The 20,604-nt window shown below is 43.8% G+C and carries 17 protein-coding genes and 1 pseudogene; 13 read left to right on the top strand and 5 right to left on the bottom strand.

Annotated elements, in window-relative coordinates:
* The first annotated feature begins 464 nt into the window (after nucleotides 1-464).
* Nucleotides 465-944, top strand: coding sequence for a 23S rRNA (pseudouridine(1915)-N(3))-methyltransferase RlmH (gene rlmH, locus U1I11_RS15905; protein ID WP_322907127.1), 480 nt, complete (start codon nucleotides 465-467; stop codon nucleotides 942-944).
* A 435-nt stretch (nucleotides 945-1,379) separates the two neighbouring features.
* Here the strand turns inward: rlmH and U1I11_RS15900 are convergent, their stop codons facing one another.
* Together U1I11_RS15900 and U1I11_RS15895 are read right to left on the bottom strand one after the other, a co-directional pair.
* Complete coding sequence (locus tag U1I11_RS15900; RefSeq protein WP_322907126.1) at nucleotides 1,380-2,267, bottom strand: LysR family transcriptional regulator; 888 nt, start codon at nucleotides 2,265-2,267, stop codon at nucleotides 1,380-1,382.
* Nucleotides 2,264-2,737, bottom strand: a complete 474-nt coding sequence (locus tag U1I11_RS15895; protein ID WP_322907125.1) for a hypothetical protein — start codon at nucleotides 2,735-2,737, stop codon at nucleotides 2,264-2,266. Before U1I11_RS15895 ends, U1I11_RS15900 begins: the two co-directional genes overlap by 4 nt.
* Nucleotides 2,738-2,977: 240 nt before the next feature.
* Between U1I11_RS15895 and moaA the strand changes: the two genes are divergently transcribed.
* The 8 genes and pseudogenes from moaA (at nucleotide 2,978) to U1I11_RS15855 (ending at nucleotide 12,333) form a co-directional block, all read left to right on the top strand.
* Nucleotides 2,978-3,985: a GTP 3',8-cyclase MoaA gene (gene moaA, locus U1I11_RS15890; RefSeq protein ID WP_322907124.1), complete on the top strand. Its 1,008-nt coding sequence runs from the start codon at nucleotides 2,978-2,980 to the stop codon at nucleotides 3,983-3,985.
* A 65-nt stretch (nucleotides 3,986-4,050) separates the two neighbouring features.
* Nucleotides 4,051-6,174, top strand: coding sequence for a molybdopterin-containing oxidoreductase family protein (locus tag U1I11_RS15885; RefSeq protein ID WP_322907123.1), 2,124 nt, complete (start codon nucleotides 4,051-4,053; stop codon nucleotides 6,172-6,174).
* 325 nt (nucleotides 6,175-6,499) lie between these two features.
* The gene (locus tag U1I11_RS15880; RefSeq protein ID WP_322907122.1) at nucleotides 6,500-7,486 is read left to right on the top strand and encodes an NAD(P)/FAD-dependent oxidoreductase; all 987 of its coding nucleotides are present in this window, start codon (nucleotides 6,500-6,502) and stop codon (nucleotides 7,484-7,486) included.
* A 190-nt stretch (nucleotides 7,487-7,676) separates the two neighbouring features.
* The gene (locus tag U1I11_RS15875; protein ID WP_322907121.1) at nucleotides 7,677-7,907 is read left to right on the top strand and encodes a ferredoxin; all 231 of its coding nucleotides are present in this window, start codon (nucleotides 7,677-7,679) and stop codon (nucleotides 7,905-7,907) included.
* Nucleotides 7,908-8,416: 509 nt separating this feature from the next.
* Nucleotides 8,417-8,659: pseudogene (locus U1I11_RS15870) on the top strand (5-methyltetrahydropteroyltriglutamate--homocysteine S-methyltransferase); the annotation flags it as partial.
* Between the two features lie 28 nt (nucleotides 8,660-8,687).
* Nucleotides 8,688-10,187, top strand: a complete 1,500-nt coding sequence (locus U1I11_RS15865; RefSeq protein ID WP_322907120.1) for an aldehyde dehydrogenase family protein — start codon at nucleotides 8,688-8,690, stop codon at nucleotides 10,185-10,187.
* Between the two features lie 464 nt (nucleotides 10,188-10,651).
* On the top strand, nucleotides 10,652-11,413 hold the full coding sequence (locus U1I11_RS15860) for a type IV toxin-antitoxin system AbiEi family antitoxin domain-containing protein (protein WP_322907119.1): 762 nt from the start codon (nucleotides 10,652-10,654) through the stop codon (nucleotides 11,411-11,413).
* A gap of 407 nt (nucleotides 11,414-11,820) precedes the next feature.
* Nucleotides 11,821-12,333, top strand: a complete 513-nt coding sequence (locus tag U1I11_RS15855) for a nucleotidyl transferase AbiEii/AbiGii toxin family protein (protein WP_322907176.1) — start codon at nucleotides 11,821-11,823, stop codon at nucleotides 12,331-12,333.
* Nucleotides 12,334-12,696: 363 nt separating this feature from the next.
* Here U1I11_RS15855 and U1I11_RS15850 read toward each other — a convergent pair whose 3' ends face one another.
* Together U1I11_RS15850 and U1I11_RS15845 are read right to left on the bottom strand one after the other, a co-directional pair.
* Nucleotides 12,697-14,739 (bottom strand): right-handed parallel beta-helix repeat-containing protein, encoded by a 2,043-nt coding sequence (locus U1I11_RS15850; protein ID WP_322907118.1) that lies wholly within the window; start codon nucleotides 14,737-14,739, stop codon nucleotides 12,697-12,699.
* Between the two features lie 695 nt (nucleotides 14,740-15,434).
* Nucleotides 15,435-16,415, bottom strand: coding sequence for a YndJ family transporter (locus U1I11_RS15845; protein WP_322907117.1), 981 nt, complete (start codon nucleotides 16,413-16,415; stop codon nucleotides 15,435-15,437).
* A gap of 289 nt (nucleotides 16,416-16,704) precedes the next feature.
* Between U1I11_RS15845 and U1I11_RS15840 the strand changes: the two genes are divergently transcribed.
* The 3 genes from U1I11_RS15840 to U1I11_RS15830 all read left to right on the top strand — a co-directional run bounded on the left by U1I11_RS15840 (nucleotide 16,705) and on the right by U1I11_RS15830 (nucleotide 19,852).
* Entirely contained in the window at nucleotides 16,705-17,535 is an 831-nt protein-coding gene (locus U1I11_RS15840) for a serine/threonine-protein kinase (RefSeq protein WP_322907116.1), read from the top strand.
* A gap of 188 nt (nucleotides 17,536-17,723) precedes the next feature.
* Nucleotides 17,724-19,037 carry a TerD family protein gene (locus U1I11_RS15835; RefSeq protein ID WP_322907115.1) on the top strand — a complete coding sequence of 438 codons (1,314 nt, stop codon included), beginning with the start codon at nucleotides 17,724-17,726 and terminating at the stop codon, nucleotides 19,035-19,037.
* Nucleotides 19,038-19,327: 290 nt separating this feature from the next.
* Entirely contained in the window at nucleotides 19,328-19,852 is a 525-nt protein-coding gene (locus U1I11_RS15830) for a hypothetical protein (protein WP_322907114.1), read from the top strand.
* Between the two features lie 152 nt (nucleotides 19,853-20,004).
* Here U1I11_RS15830 and U1I11_RS21690 read toward each other — a convergent pair whose 3' ends face one another.
* Nucleotides 20,005-20,112, bottom strand: a complete 108-nt coding sequence (locus U1I11_RS21690; protein ID WP_416235628.1) for an IS3 family transposase — start codon at nucleotides 20,110-20,112, stop codon at nucleotides 20,005-20,007.
* Between U1I11_RS21690 and U1I11_RS15825 the strand changes: the two genes are divergently transcribed.
* Entirely contained in the window at nucleotides 20,059-20,493 is a 435-nt protein-coding gene (locus tag U1I11_RS15825) for a hypothetical protein (RefSeq protein WP_322907113.1), read from the top strand. The genes U1I11_RS21690 and U1I11_RS15825 overlap by 54 nt on opposite strands.
* Nucleotides 20,494-20,604: the final 111 nt, after the last annotated feature.

Genomic DNA, 20,604 nt, shown 5'->3' with positions numbered 1-20,604 from the left:
TTGTTGGATCGATAAATTGTAAATGTATTTAAGACAAGCTTCTAGTAGGCTGACCGCGTTAAATCAGTAGTTTGATCGTACAGAGCAACGATGTTCTCCTGCTACGATTCCAGTGTATCTTTCATAAGATGGAGTGAATCAGACATTGCATTTAAGCTGGTCAGCCTACTGCATAGCGGGGAATCTTTTCGATATAAGGCGACTATCTGATCTTAGTTGCATTTGACTTAGTTTATCATGAGTTTATTTTAAAGGAATAGGGTTAGGGTAGAGATGAAAGGGATTTTTTGAATGTTATGTTGTAACGAATGGGGATGTATGGAACTGACATGGGCTAGCGTCTGGGATTGGAGAGGATGGTATACTTTAGTTAAGAGTTAAGGCGAAAATTTACTTTATGAGGCGAATGGTCTGGTGACTATTTTACATAATGAAGTATTTAATACGGGAAAAGGGGCAGATATATGCATATTCAAATTATCGGTGTGGGCAAATTAAAGGAGAAGTATCTGGTGCAAGGGATCGCAGAGTATAGTAAGCGACTTGCACCGTATATTAAGTTTCAAATTACCGAGGTGAACGATGAGAAAGCGCCGGACACGCTCAGTGATGCCGAGGTGAAGATCGTCAAGGATAAAGAAGGCGAGCGGATTTTGGCGCAGCTTAAGCCGGATGCACATGTGGTGGCATTGACGCTGGACGGGAAGCTGTGGAGTTCAGAGGAGATGGCGGCGGAGATTGATCGACTCGGGACGTATGGGAGTAGTCATGTAGTGTTTGTGATCGGTGGGAGTCATGGGATTGGAGATGAGGTGCTGAAACGAGCGCAGCAGCGACTTTGTTTTGGACGAATGACGTTGCCGCATCAGTTGATGCGGTTGGTGCTGGTGGAGCAGGTGTATCGGGCGGTGAAGATTAATCGGGGGGAGCCGTATCATAAGTAGGGGAAATGACCATAATAGAACGCAAGAGTTCGAAGAAGCCAGCTCAGCTCATCGTCTGGAGCGCGATGATTCGTGCTTCAACTTCATGATTGAGAAACTTTACCATTTTCTAGAAAGCGGACGATTAACCCATCTGCGGGCAGATCAAAGCACTCGGTCAGAAGCCGCGCGCTGCAAAATCAAAACAAATACTCACAGAGCCGCCAGAGCCGCGCTTCTGCCACTATGCAACAGCAACCAAGCAGATAACAACTTGCATCAAACCAGGCTTCAGCATGCAGCCGTTTTCTGATTGGTGAACTTAATAATGAACTTGATCCTATACGATCCACGTAAGACATAGCTTTTTGCATTACTCGAAAAGGCAAGCTTCACCATTCAGTCGATAGCTTCATTAACGACACGGAGTACATTTCAAACTATCCTCACCCACCCTCACTCCATGCTAGTCAAATCGAGAAAAATCTCAATAAACTCGATCACAGGTGAGGTCACGCGATACTGCGCGATAATTGGGAAATTGATCTCAGGCATGGGGGTTTGCAGCACTTGCAGCTTACGGGATTGTACTTCATCAGCAACACTATAGAGTGGAAGGATACATAACCCTAAATCAGCTTCGACCAGTCTTTTTTGCATAGTCAGACTGCCAATTTCAAGATGACGACTAACCGTTCTTTTATACAGCAGACGGTTATAATGCTGGAAAGACGCGATAATAGACCCGAAAGGGTCTTCTTTTGGGAAAGTGATCCATTTGGCATCGGCAAGCTGTTGGATGGAATGAGGTTCTTTAATATATTGGCTGTTATAGGCGGCGATGATGGCTAATTGTTCATTGCCGATTTTGATTTGCTCTAAATTTTTGACATTGTTATCTTGAAAATATTTAATGCCGAGATCGACTAGTCCATTTGCGACCATCTCGGTAATTTTATCGTTCGTAGCCGTATACAACTTAATATCGACCAAAGGATACATTTGGCAAAAGTGTCTAAACACAAGCGATAGCCTTGTTTCTGCAAGTACATCCACCATTCCGACGGTGAATGTTTGTAGGTTCTCGGATACGGAACGGATGGCGTGCTCCATCTCCTTCATATCCGCCATAAAAGAGATACAGTACTTTAGGAAAACTTTCCCCGCTGGCGTCAAAACGAGCTTCGGCCCGATTCGTTCGAACAGCTCATATCCTAAATCTTTCTCCAAAACTCCGATTCTTCGACTAATCGCAGGCTGAGAAAGATGAAGATTTTCCGCTGCTGCTGAGATGCTGCCATAGGCGTTGATTTGCGCAAAAATCTCCATATCTCTAATATTCAAGGGACATCTCTCCAAACGGTATCAGGCATTTCTGCCAGAGTATTGCTTTGAATTTCGAGGAAGGCATACGCTTTGCGCAGCAGCTTATCCTGATCTTTGTCATAAAATGATCTCAAAATCTTGTAGGAACCGCTCTGCTTGGATAAGCGATTCGTCTGAGCTTTCATAGCAAGCGTTCCGCACAGGACGGCAACGGCAGGACTATGCGAGATGAGCCATTCTTGCAGCCTCATCCATTCATCGCTGACACTACGGCTGAAAATTAGAGCATGACCATATTTGTCATACGAATACCGTTTGTCGGCGATAATTTTCGCTTTCATATGCGGCATGCTTAAAACGAGACTTTTAATCAAATCGCATATCTTTTTGCACTCCATATAATCCAACTGATCGGTGACGCGCCAGACTAACACATTATTTTCTCTATCCAATTCATATATTAATTTTCCCAAGTAGTTATGGAACATACAATCAATCCTCACCTTTATCTAGTAGATCAATAATAACATATTTTCCGAGCCTTTAAGTAACATTAAATGAAAGGAAATCTGTCTTAATATTATGAAAAAATCATCTTTATATTCGTTTTGTTATAGGGGGTATGTTAAATCTGCATTGGATTCTCGAATAAAATAAAAATATAATAAAAAAAACATCATTCATAGTTTTAAATGTTAATTTACATCACATTATGAAGGGGTGACCAAGTGACAGAATCTATATTACAGGATCGGTTCGGGCGGAAACATGATTACTTGCGCATCTCAGTTACCGATAAATGCAACTTAAGCTGCGTGTATTGCATGCCTGAGGAAGGAATGGAATTTGAGCCTGAAGAAAAGTTGCTGTCTGATGATGAAATCGTCGAAGTGGTCACGGTCGCTGCCAGCATGGGAGTTCGTAAGCTTCGCATAACAGGCGGAGAGCCTTTAGTGCGAAGAAATTTGGATCGATTGATTTCGAGATTAACTACCATTCCAGGTATTGAAGATACGGCGTTAACGACGAACGGTATATTTCTTGCAGCTAAAGCCGAAAAGCTGAAGGCAGCAGGATTGACGCGAATTAACATCAGTCTTGATTCCATGCGAGCAGACCGGTTTCGGCTTATTACGCGAGGGGGAGACGTACGCAAAGTACTGGCGGCGCTTGAAGCCTCTATCCGGGTTGGATTCGATCCGATCAAAATTAATGTCGTGCTAATGAAAGGCATGAATGACGATGAAATAGACGATTTCCTAGCGTTAACGCTAAATAGTAAGCTGACCGTCCGTTTTATCGAATATATGCCGATCGGTCATGAGAGCAACGATTGGAGAAGCCAGTATGTGCCGCTGTCAACCGTATTACAGCGCTGCCAGGCGCTCGGGATGTCCTATCAGCGTATTCATGAAGTGTATGGCAATGGCCCCAGCGACAATTACCAAATCGCCGGCGCGCAAGGATCGTTCGGATTAATTCATCCAGTCAGCGACCATTTCTGTTCCAATTGCAACCGATTGAGGTTAACGGCGGACGGCATGATCAAGCCATGTCTCTACTGGAACTACGAGACCAATGTTCGCCCAGCAATCGGTCAGCCGGAGCTGATCGAGCATGTATTAAAGCAGGCGCTCGCCCAGAAGCCGGAGACGCATGAAATGGCTCAAGCGTTAGCTAACGAACAGCGTTCTCACCAGCCAACAGTCAGAAGAATGTCGCAAATTGGAGGATAGTATGCTGCTGTGCTAGTCCGATCTAGCTTGACTACAAAATGATATATAAGGAGTTGACGAGAACTATGAGTACACCATCTGTTCTGTCCAAACGTGTCGTAAAGGCAGCCTGTCCGCTTGATTGTCCTGACACTTGCACGATGTTGGTGACGATTGAAGATGGTGTGGCAACATCGGTCAAGGGCGACCCGACACATCCTATGACTGCCGGGCATCTGTGCGCCAAAATGAATCATTATCAAGAGAAAGTGTATAGCACGGAGCGAATTTTGTATCCATTGAAGCGGATCGGCGCGAAAGGTGAAGCCCAATTCGTAAAAATAACGTGGGATGAAGCACTTGACGAAATAGCGGCAAAGTTCAAATCGATCGTGTCCGAATACGGCTCGCAAGCGATCTTGCCTTACAGTTACTTGGGCACTCAAGGGATTCTCAATGGACTAACCGTCGGCGACGCTTTTTTCCATAAGCTGGGCGCTTCCGTATCCGAACGTACTTTTTGCGATAGCGGCGCAACATCCGCCTATGATTTTACACTTGGGCCAGCAGTGGGCTTGGACCCGGAAAGTATCGTTCACTCGAAATATATTATCATCTGGGGAGCTAATGTGCTGAGCAACAATCTCCACCAATGGAAGTTTATGGCGGAAGCGCGCAAACGAGGCGCCAAAATTGTCGTTATCGACCCTGTTCATACGAAGACGGCTGCACAAGCGGATTGGCATATCGCGCTTCGTCCAGGTACAGATAGCGCTCTGGCGCTCGGCATGATGAATGTAATTATCAACGAGAATCTGATCGATGCCGATTATGTGGCGAACTATACGGTCGGATATGCGGAGCTTAAAGAGCGGGCGCAGCAGTTCCCGCCTTCCCGAGTCGCGGAGATTACAGGTTTGTCTGAAGAAACCATTGTGCAATTGGCTCGCGAATATGCGACGATTCAGCCTGCGGCTATTCGGGTTGGTGTCGGGATGGAACGCAACCGCAATGGCGGTCAGTCTATGAGAGCGATCGCAAGCCTGCCAGCGCTAGTCGGAGCGTTCCGCAAACCAGGCGGAGGTATCCTGCAACTGAGCTTATATAACTTCCCGCTCCGCTGGGATCGTATGCTTCGTCCGGATATGATCAAGCCTGGTACTCGGGTCATTAACCAATGGCGTCTTGGCAAGGCATTGGCTGGAGAAGTGGAAGGCCCACCGGTCAAGGCGCTGGTCGTTTACAACTCCAATCCTGCCGTATCGACAGCCGATCAAGGCGGAGTTCTACGCGGTCTCGCTCGGGAAGATTTGTTTACGGTCGTCAGCGAGCAATTTATGACCGATACGGCTCGTTATGCTGATTTGATCTTACCGGCAGCGTCTCAGCTTGAGCAACTCGACATTATGTTCTCTTGGGGACATCATTATCTGACGTTGAATCAACCTGCCATTGCTCCACTAGGAGAGGCTGTCCCGAATACGGAATTGTTTCGTCGCCTGGCAGAGCGGATGGGATTTGACGATGATTGCTTCAAATTGACCGATGCAGAAATGGTAGAGCAATTTTTGGAATGGTCAGCGCCTCAATTGCAAGGAATTACAGTGGAGAGCCTTCAGGAAACCGGGTTTGCGCGTTTAAATTTGCCGCATCCGGACGAATATGCGCCGTTCGCAGAAGGCGGTTTCCCAACGCCTTCGGGTAAAGTGGAATTGTATTCCGCTACGGCAGCTAAAGGAAATGTAGTATCTATTCTGTTCCGCGAAGGCTATAGCGAATTTCAGCCTGGCGAGCCGTTGGACCCGTTACCAAATTATCGGGAGTCTGCGGAGCTGCATCTTAAAGATAAGTATCCGCTAAATATGATATCGCCCAAATCACACGCATTTATCAATTCAAGCTTTGGCAACTTCGATCGGCAGCGGCGGATTGTCGGGGAGCCTCACATCGTGCTGCACCCGAACGATGCTGACAAGCGTTCCATTCAAGATGGCGAGAAAGTTAGGATGTTTAATTCACGAGGTTCGATGGAAGTCGTCGCTAAAGTTAACGATACCGTGCTTCCAGGTGTGGTAGTAGCTCCGGTAGGTTATTGGTCAAGCCTTTCCAACTCACCTACATCCAATGCGCTGACCGCTTTGGAATACGCCGATTTCGGTCGCGCGCCCACTTTTTCGGATACACAGGTGGAAGTGGAAAGCGTTAAATAACGGAATAACATAAAAGTTTCTGCTTCGTCGATCAATAGGCGAAGTAGAAACGATAGGCTGGATTGCCGTTTGTAAGGTGGATGTTCGAGCACAGAACTAACGCACATTATCGCAGAGTGACGACTTGATGATTTGTAGCTTTAGGAGCGACCTTTCAATGCCAAAGCTCGCACAGATGCTTGTGGTCGATACCGTTGCCGCAACCGGTAACGTGTCATCCCAATTGTTGGCTAGCTCACTATGGACAACATAAATATTATCTGCCGCTTTCAAGGCTTGGTCGAACGAATCGCACAATATAGTACGGAGAGGGAGATCGTGCATAATGGAACAGACAACGGATTTAATTGTTATCGGAGGGGGGCCTGTCGGGTTGTTCGCCTGCTTCTATAGCGGCATGCGGAAGGCTACCGTCAAAGTTATTGATAGCATGCCACAACTGGGCGGACAATTAGCGGCTCTATATCCGGAGAAATATATTTACGATGTGGCTGGATTTCCCAAAGTTACGGCACAGGAGCTGGTGGATCGGCTTGTCGAGCAGATGAGACAATTTCCGGTACACATTCAGCTGGAGGAAAAGGTACTTTCGGTCGCTAAGCTGGAAGATCACAAATTTGCGATCACAACGGACAAAAACATCCATTATGCAAAGGCGGTTATTTTGACAGGTGGAGCGGGAGCGTTCCAGCCGCGCCGCCTAAACCTGCCGGAAGCGCAACGATTTGAAGGGGGGAATTTGCATTACTTCGTAAGTGATATTCAGCGATTCGCGGGCAAGCGAGTGCTGATCACCGGCGGCGGTGACTCCGCGGTGGACTGGGCACTGATGCTTGAGCCGGTAGCAGCACAGGTCATTCTTGTGCATCGGCGCGATAAATTCCGTGCTCACGAGCACAGTATCGACAAATTGAGAAGTTCGAACGTAGACATACAGACGCCTTGGGAGCTGGATGAGCTTCACGGAGAAGGCACTGTGGAGAAGGTAAAACTGCGCCATACGACTTCCGGGCAAGAACGGCAGATCGAGGTGGATGAGGTGATTGTCAATTACGGCTTTGTTTCTTCGATTGGACCGATTGCGGAGTGGGGATTGGCGATCAAAAGTGGATCGGTTGTCGTGGATACGCGTATGGAGACGAATATACCGGGCTTTTTTGCGGCAGGTGACATCGTCCATTATTCTGGCAAAGTGAAGCTGATTGCCGCTGGCTTCGGCGAGGCACCAACGGCGGTCAACAATGCGATAGTGTATATCAATCCGGAAGCAAAGCTATCGCCTGGTCACAGCAGCAATATGACGTTTGCATAGCACAAATGATATTTCAGTAGATTAGACGACTAGCTTGTTTCATTCTAATTGAGAATATGCCTGGCTACGAATCGCTTGATCATGAATACGGTTAAGTACGTTTAAACCTGTATATCGTTACACGATTATGAGACGCTTATATTATAAATTAAAATGAAACAAAGTATTATGATCAATAGGAGAGTTTAGTATGGCTATTTATACTTGGGTAGATCAAGATACTTGTATTGCTTGCGGGGCTTGTGGATCAACAGCTCCCGATATTTTCGAATACAATGATGAAGGACTAGCGGAAGTCATCTATGCCGGTGACGGGAATAGCGGAACGACCCAAATTCCTGCCGCCCTGGAAGACGATCTGCATGACGCGGTGGACGGATGTCCGACAGATTCGATTAAGTTAGCTGATGCACCTAAATGACTTTTCTAGCTTTAATTTCCCGTGAACCTGTATGCTTCGTTTGCCGGTTAAGACGATTGAAGGTATGATGCTTTATTGAAGATATGATGCTTTTATTTTTAAAGAAGCCACTCCATATACGGAGTGGTTTTGTGTTTGGATATAGATATATTGTATGGTCAAACTGCACTTTGTGTTTAGCTATATCGTGGGGAGAACTATATTATACATAAATACGACAATCGATGAACGATTGCTATAGCTATGTCGCTGCCAGCGATCGTATACGAACGTGTACGAATGATCAATACACTTAAACGAAACGCTAGCTATAGCCCAAAAGTATGACCAGACATGCCTTTTTCGTATGACAGCACTTCTTTTCACTCATGTTATACTCATTACAATAAACAGCAGGAGCAAGTCATATGATCCCTTTTCGACACGATCACGTAGGTAGCTTTTTACGTCCTGGCAACTTGAGTCAGGCGCGTGAACTATATAAAGCAGATAGCATCACGTATGAACAATTGCAGCGAAAAGACCTGAAAATCGTGCTCGGTCTGCTCACATCCAAAACCGGTGAGTTAGAACATAAAGCACATATCCAAGCCCGGATTGCTGAAGCGGCTACGTATGTGCCGCTGGAACAGCTTTGTTTAAGCCCGCAATGCGGATTTTCGTCGACGGAAGAAGGCAATATTTTAACCGAAGACGAACAATGGCGTAAGCTGTGTTATGTGAAAGAAATTGCCGACGAAGTATGGACGTAATCTATTTAGATAAAAAAGGGGTTATCAAATGACAATTCAAGCAGACCAGGATGCTGTTAACGTCATCACCGTTGCAGCGTTGATCAATGGACAGAATGTAAAGTCGCTTTCCCAATTAGCGAAAGAGAATCCGGCTAACCCGACCGAGATCGTCGGTTATTTCCCTGTCACGACCAAAGAACAAGCTGTCGAAGCGATCGAAGCAGCGGCAGCAGCTTTTCAAACATGGAAGAAAACCGCCATCGCAGACCGCATTACAAGCATGCGCAAAGCGATCGCGAAGATTAGAGCAGCCGAGAACGAAATTGTGCATTTGCTATCTAGAGAGCATGGTAAACCGCTATATGATGCGCACGGCGAAATTTATGTTTCGTTAATGTGGATGGAGTTTGTTTGCAATGAAGCGACAGCGGCTCTGCAAGGAGAGGTTCAAGAGCATGATCACGGCAAAACGATCGTTTCGTATGACCCGATCGGCGTAGTCGCTGCGATTAGTCCGTGGAACTATCCGATCGCATTGTCTACGATCAAGATCGCTCCTGCCTTGTTGGCGGGTAATACAATCGTGCTTAAACCAAGTCCGTATGCGCCGCTGGCAGCAGCAAAAGTAGCGGAGATTATCGCAAGCGAATTCCCGGCAGGCGTCATTAATGTCGTGCATGGGGCTGCCGATGTGGGCGCTGAACTGACTACGAATGCCCATGTGGCTAAAATCGCTTTTACAGGCGGAACCGAAACCGCCAAGCATATTATGAGAGCCGCTTCGGACACAATTAAACAGATGACGCTTGAGCTTGGCGGCAATGATGCAGCGATCTTCCTGGACAGCTTTGATGTGGAAGATGAGCGCGCGATGCGTCGGATTGTCGTTTCCAATTTCTTGACGACTGGGCAGATTTGCATGATCGCTAAACGTGTGTATGTACACCGTTCGATCTACGATCAGTTTGTGGACAAATATATCGAGGCGGCAAATCGCTGGATTCGCATCGGTGATCCATTCGATCCAGAGACGACAGTCGGACCGGTCAACAATGTGAAGCAGCGGGATTACGTGCTAAGTCTGGTCGAAGATGCCAAGCAGCGCGGGGCGAAGGTGATCCCGCTTGGTCGCATTTTGGATCAGCAGCGGTTTGAGCAAGGATACTATGTGCAACCGACGCTCGTGCTCGGTTGCGATGTGCATGATCCGATCGTGGTGGAAGAACAGTTCGGCCCGACAGTTCCGATTTTGCCATTTGATAATGAAGAACAGGTAATTCAGCTGCACAATGAAAGCATCTACGGATTGACGAGTTCGGTGTGGGGGCAAGAGGAAGATGCGATTTCGGTTGCGCGTCAACTCGAAGCCGGAACGACGATGATTAATACCGCTGCCGTTCAGGGGCTGGACGTGCGGTTCCCATTTGGCGGCGTTAAGCAATCCGGAGTTGGTCGCGAATATGGCACAGAAGGTATTCGCACGTATACAGAACAGCATGTGATCAATGTGCCGAAGCTGCTTGATCTGCCTTATATTCCGGAGTAAGTAGTGTAGACGTTGTGTGGAACTTTTGGCTGTAGATGGTGAGGATCGATTTTAATCAAGCGCCCTGTTTACTGATTGTTGAGAATCGGTAAATAGGGCGTTTTTGTATTTTTGTAGTAGGAAGGCGAAGTTGGGTGTTCCAGAGGAAGTTTCCGGCCAGTTGAGAGCCAATATGCAGCGAATGTAAGATATAACACAATCGTATGAGTATCCATTAATCGATTGCAGCCGAGAAGATGGATTAGTATTAAGTAAACGTATCCTTTATTAAAAGTACAAGCAATCATATGTTCAATAAAAATTCCGTTTTGAAAATTCTCCCTATTTTCAAAAACGATTAACACTTTTTTATAAATGTATACTATTTATTTAAAAAATCATTAAAAATGATTTTAATATTAAACAAAATATATACACTTATTTTTATGTGTATATATTTATAATAAATAATGGAGGTGATTGATTTGGATGATATCATCCTAAAGCAAATAAAAGAAAGTTTTGAACAGTCTGGTCTTACGGAAGAAAGTTTTTTTGAGATTATACGACAAAATCCTAATATTAATAGTATGGATGATTTTATTTTAGCGATTAAGGAACAATATAAGCTGGTAGATTTGAACAATAATTATAAAAATAACTCGGACATACAACAACTATTTAAGGAACATAACGGGATTATTGATTCAGCTTCCCTTCGGGAAAAAGGGTTTAGTTATTATCAGTTAAACAAGCTCGAGAAAATGGGTATAATTACAAAAGTAAAACGTGGACTTTATGCGCTATCAGATGTCAAAAAAGAGTTGCATGATATGGTGGAAGCGGCATTGTATGTACCTAGAGGGGTACTATGTCTCTATTCCGCATTGGCTCATCATGAACTAAGTACATTTACCCCTAGTGAGTATAACTTTGCAATATCAAGGAAGGAAAGCAAACCGTCACTTCCAATTTATCCACCAATTCGTCTGCACTATTTTGATAATTATACATTCGGTATAGGCATTGAGAAGTTCAGTATAAGTGGGCATTCTGTAAAAGTTTACGATCTTGAACGGACTATTTGCGATGTCGTAAAGTTCAGAAACAAACTGGATACTAATATCGTGAAGGAAAGCCTAAAACAGTACTTCACTCATAGAAAGGTCAATTATGGTAAGTTAATTCAGTATGCGGAGAAAATGAGGGTTAAATCTATATTAAATAATTATCTTGAGGTGTTGTAATTGGTTACGAACATCGCTGCTTCTGTGATTGATAAACTTAAGAATATTGCTAAAGAAAATAACAAAGCCTTTAATGTAATATCTATTCTTTACTATCAGGAACGTTTTCTTAAACGCTTGTCCATGTCCAACTATAAGGAAAATTTCATCCTTAAAGGTGGATTATATTTATAGTCAGTCACAAAATTCAAATCTAGACCGACGAGGGATATGGATTTCTCTGGTCGAAGGTTAAGCAATGACTCCGTTATTTTGGCGAATATTATTATGGATATTTGTAAGTTACAGCCTGATGATGTTGAAAATGACGGAATTGTTTTTCATACTGAACAGACCCAACATATGATCATTAAAGAAGACCTGAGTATGAAGGTGTGCGCATTACAATTCCTTGCTCACTTGGTAACATGAAAGAAAGACTACAGTTGGACATTGGTTTTGGTGATGTTATCATCCCCAATCCGCAAACAATCCATTATCCTGTACTGTTACCTCATATGAGTACATCGGAATTATTGGTTTGCACGAATGAATCAGTCATTGCTGAAAAGTTTGAAGCGATGGTTTCCTTATCAGTTGTGAACAGTCGAATGAAAGATTTCTATGATATCTTTACACTGGCACGAACCAATTCGTTTGAGGGGTCTTACTTGTGCAAGGCAGTTTCCGAAACGTTTAAGCGGAGGGCAACGATTACTGATAAAGATCATATTATTTTTGCTAAAGAGTTCTACAATGACAAGCGTCGATTAACAATGTGGAGTAACTTCATTAGGAATTTAAAGCCTGATGATTCGCCTACTTTTCAAGAAGTAATGGAATTCATTCGTGTTTTTCTCAAACCGATTTACAATCATGTACTGGATGAAAGGGATTTTTTTGGTGAATGGAACCACCACAACGCAAGTTGGGAAGACTGACAAGCTAAAAATCAATGAAATTCGATTTATGCCACTTCGCTATTGACCTAACATTAATTTTGAGTAACTCTAGAATTAGAACTATCTACGAGAGTTTATTTACTAAATAATAAGGCTCAGTTCTAAAGATTCAACCTAGCGTCCGCTACTTAATTCTATAAATAATATGGAGAGCTATACCATAAGTAGAATGGACATTTCCCGGTGAAAAAAGAACTCTCTTAAGGAGAGCGAAGCATTAATGACCATCCTACAATTATTACTTAATTTTACTATTAAATCCTCTAGACCGATAAGCGAAGTAGAAATTTCACACATGAAAAAGATTCAGCCACCCAAACTGGCTGAATCTTCTCTAAAAAACTAAATCTCAAACTCAACCGCACCATGTTCAGTAAATTCAAATGGCCCCGCCGTCACAACGCCATCTAGTCTCTTTGTCCCGAAAAAGTCAGTATCCAACGGATACGAACTGCCATCCGGCTCCTCATATCCCATATTTGCATGATACGCTTTCCCAAGCAGCTCTGTTGTAACTAGCATCGCAGTTCCAGATTGTCCCCGAATCAATTCAGACGCATGTGTCTGAATATGTATCTTAACCGTACCTTGCGCAGCATTAGTTTCAACATGAACAACTTTTCCTGTATAACTCTCCGTCCTAGCTTCATGCCGACTCGGAACCGCCCCATTCAGAAACATATTCCCACCCATCGCAACCGGAAGCACCGCATTGCCGATAAAAAAGTCCTTTGCCGCCTCGCCCAGCTCGATAAGCTCCTCTTTCGTGTACTCCCACCACCGCTTATCTTTTACATTTGGATGCTGATTATAGCCACCCAACCCGACAGCATGCAAATAACAAATCGAATCATCCGGCACACCATCCATTACCGTCTTGCCATCCGCTCCAGCTTCATCCCTCGGTTTAAGCGGAAGATGTTCAAAAAATGTAATCGGAACCGGCTCCCGCTTAGCGTCCTCATCACCATCACCCAAAAATATATTGTTATAGTAGCGATCATCGCCACCTGTAATATTCGAGTACCCCGCCAGCGCTGTCTCATGTGGAAAATGATACGGTGTAGTCCGAGTAACCTCGGCACGAACGACAAACTGCCCTGCAAACAAATTATGTGCAAATGCTCCACCTTGCGCCATATTTCGGAAATTCATCGGTGACAGAAACAGATTATGATCGACCATATACGGCCCATGACACACTTCAACGAACAGGTCTTCCGACAAGTTATCAAAAAATACATTGCGGCTAATTCGTGTCCCTTGTGCTTGCCAATCGAGCCAAAGTGCACGGTAACAGCTATACAGCGTATTGTCACTAATTTGCGTATCTAATGCAGCATGCAGTTTAATACCGGCGACTTCTGCACCGTGGCGCAGTCGTTTATGATGAATATTGTAAATCCGATTCCGATAAATGTGGCTAAACGCTGCGCCCATATGACCGACAATCCCTGCCTGTTCGCAATCATGAATCACATTGCCACGCACGATATGACTGCCGACCGTATCCTTATGCCAGCCGGAGCGTAATGCTCGCAAAATCACTTCCTGCTCCCGCTGCGTTCCACCTTTACTTTGCTGCTCCAACGACTGCCGATGCCCTGTACCGATAGCAGTACCGAGACTAATGCCAACGCATTTCGATTCGCTGATCGTATTGTTTTCAATGATCCAGCCTTTGCTCCAATGCGGCCCGATCAAACCTTCCTGGTAGTCCGTCGGCGGTGCCCATTGAGGAGAGGCTTGACGAAGGGTGAATCCGCTTACAGTAATATAGTTAAGCCCTGGTTTTTCCGGCCAAAAGCAATGCGGACGCACGTTGATTTCGACATTTTCATGCCGAGGGTCTTTCCCGCCCAAATTCGCCCAGATGGTTGTTGTCGTCGCACCGACTTCGGCATACCATGTTAACAGTGAGTCGTCGGGATATTTCGCTTCCGACCAAACGCTAGGCTTGCGAACGCTTTCAATATTAGCGCATTCATACAATGATTTCCCATCCAAATACACATCGCCAAGATGAACCGGGAACTGTCCATCAAACAACCAGTCTCCACTAAGCTCGGTTTCAAACGGATTACGTACGGAAAAGAGCGAATTGGGCACTTCGGTACTCCACACATCATCTCCTTCCGACTGCCAATTCGTAATCTGCTCCGCGCCTGTAATGACCACTTCCCCATCGCCTGCCGAACGATAGACGATTCGATGCTCGGCGGTTCCTCCATGCGCGGGATTTACCCATTCCCGGTACACGCCGGCATGTACAATGACCGTATCCCCAGCGAGCGCATAAGCAGCAGCGCGCGATATCGTACGTAGCGGTTGCTCCGCTGTTCCTTTGTTCCGATCATTTCCATGTATGGATACATGATATTCCATAACGATTCTCCTTTTTCCTACCTTAAATGGCTATAAAAATAGCTTACAAACCGCAGGCAGGCTCATTTTAAAATGATGGTTATATCGAATTATTATACTAGAAAGTAGAGGTGATGAGAGATATAGGAAAGTGGAAGTTGGGTGAATAAGTGCCGTAGAAATGTACATGTTTATCGGACGGAAGCTGTTTGGCTAGTAGACTGATCGCGTTAAATAGGCAGTTTGATATTGTATAGCAGACATAGGCTGAGGCTACGATTGCAGTGTTTTTTTCATAAGATGTAGTCCATCCGACATGAATTTAAGCTGGACAGCCCACTAGTAGTCTGTCTCAAATGAAAATTGTATTTGAACGTACCTTAACCTATTCATCATCAAGCAATGGTTAGATCGACAAACCGTCAATGTATATGAGACAATTTACTAGTGACTTGTCTCAGAAAGATGTAAGGTTGCATTCATCTGAAACCTGCTTGAATCGTACAGGTTTCAGATGAACGTAACCCTTGGAGGATTTGAGACAAGCTACTAGATGATATGTTCAAATCGTTATGCTCGTCATGTTATAGTGCGAAAAATTACGTTACAAATAAGATGAGCCACATGCACAGCGTCATCTAAACAAAACTAATCGCATCAGACGGTTTTTAAAGCAGTTTGAAGACATGCTCTACTATAATCGTTCACAAATGAGCTCACGCATCTAGTGGCATTGGCGTACGATTTCCCCGAAAACAACCTGCCATCCATACCCATCCGATCAACCCACATAATACAAAGCCAAACGCATGTAACGCCCCGTAAATGGGAATGAAATCAAAAATCGTTAAATTAAACATTCTTTTCAGCAGCGGATACAACATGGAAACGACGACAACGGTGTAAAAGGCGAGGCAAGAAACAATTAAACACAAATTTGCCGCTTTGTATAGCATGTTTCGCTTTAAATATGTCAGCAGATAGGTGGTGTAAACGAAGATATTACAAGCAAACAGCGTAACACCAATGTATTCGAGTGGCTTGGACCAAATCATACCGATCGCGATCAAGATCGGCCCGATAATATCGATCGCCACGACCCACGGATACCAGCTTTTCTTCGTCATCATCCGCCCCAGCATGCCGATAAAAATCGGAACGATTGCTGATGAAAAATGAAAGTGAACCGCACTTAATGCGTGTGTTGCGGGATGAGCCTGGAATAGATGGAATTGATACTGATATAAAGTAAACCAAATGCCTCCGATAAAAAAATAAACAAGTCCTGCGCCGATCGCAATTTCCGCTGTTTTTCCTTTATGTACGGTTATCGTAGCTAGCCCATACAAACCGAGCAGCAATGTGAGCAATAGCCAACCAAGTGAGAGTGTGCCCGGTATAACGGTACCTTGTAATCCCCATAGTTTAGCGCTCATTACAGACAAGAGGGCAAGCAATGCGGCGGGGAACTGAAACCATTGTATTGCCGTATAGATCGTCTGTTGCCAGGCGTGTTTGGCGTCATAGTTTAATAGTAAAATGACTAGAGGGACAATCACAAAAGCGGCAAACAGCAGGAATTTTTCGACGAGTGCAAATTGGAAATAATTTAGGGAGAATATGAGCATGATTAGGACTGCACCTGGAATAACGGGTGCGAATAAGGATAGTATTCGTTGTTGCTGGAAATGAGGCATGGCGGCTCCTTTTTGCATAGGATGAATAGTATATAAATAAGTGTTGCTGTTGTCATAGTTTAACATAGTTATTCGTTGCTAGACCTGCTATAGTAAGCTGCGCTGTGTATAGGAACGTACACAAGTAGAGTTATCGTTAGTCCTATCATCCATCAAACGATCGTATTATGCCCGTATATACTACACGAATGAAAGTGGGAATTCATGAGGAATTTTATTGTTTGCGGAGCAAGTCCATAGTGCGGCGAGGCATTTGGCAAAGATTGATCGGAACAGGGGGAGGGGCGAGATGATCACTAAAATGATCGATGGAATGACGTTTCAGTTACAAGCAGACTTTGATTTTCATTTTCTGTCTGCATATGGCAAAGTGTTTGCTGTATTTGACAGGCAAGATTCTGGATATATCTGTTTTGGTGTGCATAATGATCAGCGGAAGCTTTTTATCAAAGTAGCAGGTGCAGCAACGGTATTCAGCGCGATCAGTACACAGACGGCGATTATGCGACTTCAAGCTACCGTTTCAGTTTATGAGGATTTGCGTCACCCGACCCTGATTGCAATGATTGAACATAAGGCGATCCAAGGTGGCTATCTAACCGTATTTGAATGGTTTGAAGGAGATTGCATGGGCAGGCAATACGATTCGTATGCGAAATTTTTGGCGCTGCCGTTAGCGCAGAAATTTGATATGTACGCTGACATTTTGCTGTTTCATATCCATGCCAATGAAAAAGGATATATTGCTTTGGACTTTTATGACGGTTGTATCATGTATGATTTTGCTGTGGGGGAAACCCGAATTTGTGATATCGAATTTTATGCAAAACGTCCAGTGATAAACACGATGGGGCGTATGTGGGGTTCAAGTCGTTATATGTGTCCAGAGGAATACCAACTAGGGGCGGAGATTGATGAAAGGTCGAATGTATTCCTAATGGGCGCCACAGCTTTCCAACTGTTTGGCGGTGGGACAGAGCGGAACGTTGATACATGGCAAGCTAATGAACAGTTATTTAAAATTGCTTTGCGAGCGGTCAGTGTGCATAAAGAGGATCGCTATTCATCGATCGATGCATATTTCAAAGCGTGGGATGCCGCTATGAAGCGTGGCAGTTAAGCAAAGCGATATCTAAGAAGATTACTCGGCAAAATAGGGCTGTCCAAACAGCATTCTAATTGTACCTATATGCATATCCTAACTAATTCCTTTATGTGTTAATATAAGGGGGTTAGTACATAGTTTTAATTGTTATGTTTACACAAACAAACGGAATACAAGCCATTAACGAATGGAGTGATTTTGAAATGAATCAATTTCTTCCAATGGGTGCTAATACTAATTTGAATGCTGCAAACGGTCACATTACGATCAGTCACGACCTATCTCCTTCCATTGATATCTCTCTAACCGCATTCCTGCTCACCGACGCCGACAAAGTGCAAGGCGATAGCGGCATCATTTTCTACAATCAACCAACTAGCGCTTCCGGTACAGCCACTCTTTTGCCATCCGAGCAAATTGGCAATACAAAAGTGCATAAGCTGCAATTTGCGCTGCACAAAGTTCCTGTCGGCATTACCAAAATAGCGGTCACATTGACCGAGGATAACAACACCGGCTTTGCGAATGTGCACAATTTGCAAGCAGAGATCACCGCCGGAAATACAACTATTCAACTCATACCGTCCCCATTTACCAATGAAAATGGGATTATCATATTAGAATTGTATCTCAGAAACGGTCAAACAAAAGTCAAATCGATCTGGCGCGGATTTCATTCCGGGTTGGAAGGTTTGTGCAACAATTATGGTGTGGAATTTGAAGTAGATGATCCGCATCAATCTTCTGCATCCCCAACGATTCCCAATCATGTAGCTTCATCTACACCTCAATCTGCACCTCAACCTATCGTTCAACCGCCTGTTGCGCCTACCTCTGTGTCTGCACAGCCAGTTGCTCCACCTACGTCTACTCCTGCATCACAACAACATCCGTTATCTTCATCGATCAATTTGCAAAAGGTAACCGGTATGATCAATCTGGAAAAAGGACAAACATCCGTTATAATCGAAAAAACACCGGAGATTACAGCTACGGTATCGTGGCAGACTGGTACGGATTATGATATTTATGCTTTAGTTTATACGAAACAAGGCAAGCAGATCGATGTTGCTATGTTTGGGGCGAAAGGTGTAAAGCCTTTGCAAAGTTTTGGTGATGGTGCGGTCGAGCATATGGGCGATGTGGGGAGAGACAAACAGGCGATCAAGACAGAGGTGATCCGATTACGGCTACGAGATGATATCGTTGCCGTCGTGCCTGTCGTATATTCCGCTCAGTCTAATGGAACCGGCTCATTTTATAAATATAAAGTGTCGATGAGTATCGATAATCATCATGGCACCTCTGTCACGATTTCCGCCAAAAATGCCAACAATAAAAATACGGTATATACATGTGTACCCGGAATTTTGCATAATACGCCAGATGGCGTCATCATTAGCCCATTGGAGCTGTACAGCAGACCAGGTTCAGAGTTTAGACCGAAGCTGCGTATGGGGGCGGCTGATATGGTGGAAGTGATCATGGATGAAGGGCCTGTTAATGATTTCAAGTAATCTGTTCTGCTTTAGATAAGGAATCAATATAAGCTCAAGCAGATAAATGGCTTGAGCTTTTTATACTATATCGTATCCTAATGATTAAAAAACGATTTGATTACAAATCTAGGAAGCTTTAGAAAAGTAATTTGTATTAGAATAGCTGTTTTTAATGGGTCTAAGTTACTTTTTTAATTATTAATGAAGATCAAATCTATTGAGTATCAATAATTTGAGTATTGACAATAAATTGTTACTTTTGTAACCTTTATAATGAGGATCAAAGAGGATGAAAGAAGGCGGATGGATTGATCAATAAATTTTGGACAACAAATGAAGATGAGTATTTTTTAGCTACAATTATAGATGTAGTGGGCGATAAGTCTGGAACATTGAAAGATGCTTTTCAAATTGTTAGTAAAAAGCTGGATAGATCAATGCCGGGGTGTAAAGCACGTTATAAAAATAAAATTAAAAATCAGGTTCCGCAACATATTCAAAGCTTGATTTTTGCAAATAATCCAAGAAATGCTTCGTTTAAAAGTAAAGGACATAAAGAGGAGGACTTATTTGAGCTTAGTAAAGATGAGCTTAATGAGGTAAGTGAGTCTGAAAACGGTAACTTAATTGATATTGTCGAGCATAATGAAGAAATGAAGCTTATTCCTCAAGATAGAGCTGCTCTGACTGATGATGTCCCAACAGAACAAGATTTATCTGACCTCCCACATTTATTAAAAGAACTTATGGAAGTTGATGCAAGAAGATTAATTATAAAAGAGAAAATAAAAATATATCATGAATTCATTGGTAATGTACTGAGCAATAAGTAAAAGAGTGTGGAGAATCTAGCCTATACCTTACGAAATAGCCGCTCTTAAGGAGTCTAACGGTTCGCAATCAGATTCTGAAAGTAATATTCTAAAATCTAAATTATAAAACTGATAATTGGTTATACTCCTGTCAAGTAAACAGATGTAAAAAGCTAAGCTATGAGCGCGCATCGGTACTCAACCGGTGCGCGCTGTTTGAGTTTGTCTTGAAAACGCTGATAGATATAAAAGTAGATGTAATCCTCGGCAGCTTGATGAATTTTGGCTTCGGATTTACACTGTTGAATATCGACCTTCTCCTTTTTCCAGAATGGAAAGTCAGTGTGGACGCAATAGACTCGGATTATTACGTGATCATCATGAGCTTCCGCTATAAAGACTATGTACGCCTCAAAGAAGGCGGATACCACTCTGTAGGCAAATTTGGTGACGATATTTATGCGTATGAAGTTTTAACAGGCTTTACAGATACACCGGAGTATCATCAAATTTCCAAAGCGGAATTCGATTCATTTGAAGTTTGGGGTCGGAGCGATAATATGGATATGCAGAAATTTTATGAGATCGCCGGGCGTCCTGTGCTGTGTAGCGGGTATTTGGGAAAAGCGGAGTTGGATACGTCATTGCTGCAATACCTGTAGCATAGGTAAGCAAGCTCATCGGGGGATGTAGATAGCGCATCTATTTAGGCGCGCGTACGATCCACAAATTCGTTGTACTCCCACATAAACAATGGTACTCTGAGGAGTGGC

The sequence above is a fragment of the Paenibacillus campi genome, from assembly GCF_034659835.1.
Classification (GTDB): Bacteria; Bacillota; Bacilli; order Paenibacillales; family Paenibacillaceae; genus Saccharibacillus; species Saccharibacillus campi.
This window is presented reverse-complemented; position numbering and strand designations above follow the sequence as displayed.